Source organism: Arthrobacter sp. HMWF013 (assembly GCF_003061105.1).
Classification (GTDB): Bacteria; Actinomycetota; Actinomycetes; order Actinomycetales; family Micrococcaceae; genus Arthrobacter.
The window spans coordinates 1-1,375 of the sequence record NZ_QAIQ01000600.1 but is presented as its reverse complement, the minus strand read 5'-3'; the positions used below and the strand labels follow the sequence as shown (position 1 = coordinate 1,375).

1 protein-coding gene and 1 pseudogene are annotated in these 1,375 nt (G+C 69.2%); both read left to right on the top strand.

Annotation, left to right across the window (positions count from 1 at the left end; genetic code table 11):
• Window positions 1-1,108, top strand: a 1,108-nt coding sequence (locus DBR22_RS20275) for a molybdopterin oxidoreductase family protein (RefSeq protein WP_146187593.1), incomplete at its 5' end; no start/stop codon positions are given.
• A pseudogene (locus DBR22_RS20270) lies at window positions 1,105-1,375 on the top strand (FAD-dependent oxidoreductase); the annotation flags it as partial. The gene DBR22_RS20275 and the pseudogene DBR22_RS20270, both read left to right, overlap by 4 nt.

Below are 1,375 nucleotides of genomic sequence, written 5' to 3'. Positions count from 1 at the left end.
CGGCCAGAAGGCCGATCAGCTCCCCGGCTACCGCAAGATCACCGACCCCGCCGCCCGCGCCCACATGGCCGGCGTTTGGGGCGTCCCGGAGGACACCATCCCCGGTCCCGGCCTCCCCGCCGTCCAGCTGCTCAAGTCGCTGGGACAGCCCGACGGCGTCCGGTGCCTTTTGGTGCACGCCTCCAATATCGCGGTGGCCTCCCCCGATGCCAACGCTGTCATCGCGGGCCTGCGCAGCCTGGACTTCCTGGTGGTCTGCGACTTCTTCATGTCCGAGACAGCCGCCGAAGCCGATCTCATCCTCCCGGTCCTCCAGTGGGCCGAAGAGGAAGGCACGCTGACCAACCTGGAGGGACGGGTCCTGCGCCGCCGCCGCGCGCTGCAGCCCCCCGCCGGTGCACGCAGCGAGCTGTGGATCATGGCGCGGCTGGCAGAAGCCCTCGAGGCGCCGTCCACCTACAGCGAGGATCCGGAAACGGTGTTCGAGGAGCTGCGCCTCGCTTCCGCGGGCGGGCAGGCGGATTACTCCGGCATCGATTACGCCATGCTGGACCGCGGCGAGGCCGCCTACTGGCCCTACCCCGCCGGCAGCACCGGAACGCCGCGGCTCTTCCTGGATGCGTTTGCGCACCCGGGCGGCAAAGCCGTCATGACCCCGGTGACGCCGCGCCGCCGTCGTACGCCCGCTGCCAATCCTGACCCCGCTGCCAAAACCATGACCCTCATCACCGGGCGCCTGCTGGAGCACTACCAGTCCGGCGCGCAGACCCGGCGGGTGTCCGAACTGCTCGCGTCCCAGCCTGAGGCGAAGATGCAGATCCATCCGGCCGCCGCTGCCGGCATGGGGATCACCGAGGGTTCGTTTGTCTCGGTGGCCAATGAACGCGGGGAGGTGGTGTGCCGGGCAGAGCTCAGCACCGCCATCCGCCCCGAAACAGTCTTCCTGCCCTTCCATTTCCCGGAACTTGAAAGCGCCAACCGCCTCACGGAAGCCGCCACGGACCCCATCTCCGGGATGCCCGAATTCAAGTTCAACAAGGTGTGGGTCCGGGCTGCCGCAGCACCCCAACTCCAGAACCACGTTCCCCACATGACGGAGGCCTCATGAGCGAGCAAGTTGTCATTGTCGGTTTCGGCCCGGTAGCCGCCCGCCTGATCGACGAGCTGTTGCCCGCGATCCGCGAAGGCCACGTACAGCTCACGGTGGTCGGCGAGGAAACCGAAGCTGCGTACAACCGCGTCCTGGTCGCCGATCTCGGCGTGGGACGCACCACCGCGGAAGCGCTGGCCCTCTCCGACGCGGCGGCACTCGCGGCCGAGGGCGTGGATGTCCGGCTCGGTGTGCGGGTGCGCCGCGTTGACCGTGCCCGCCAGC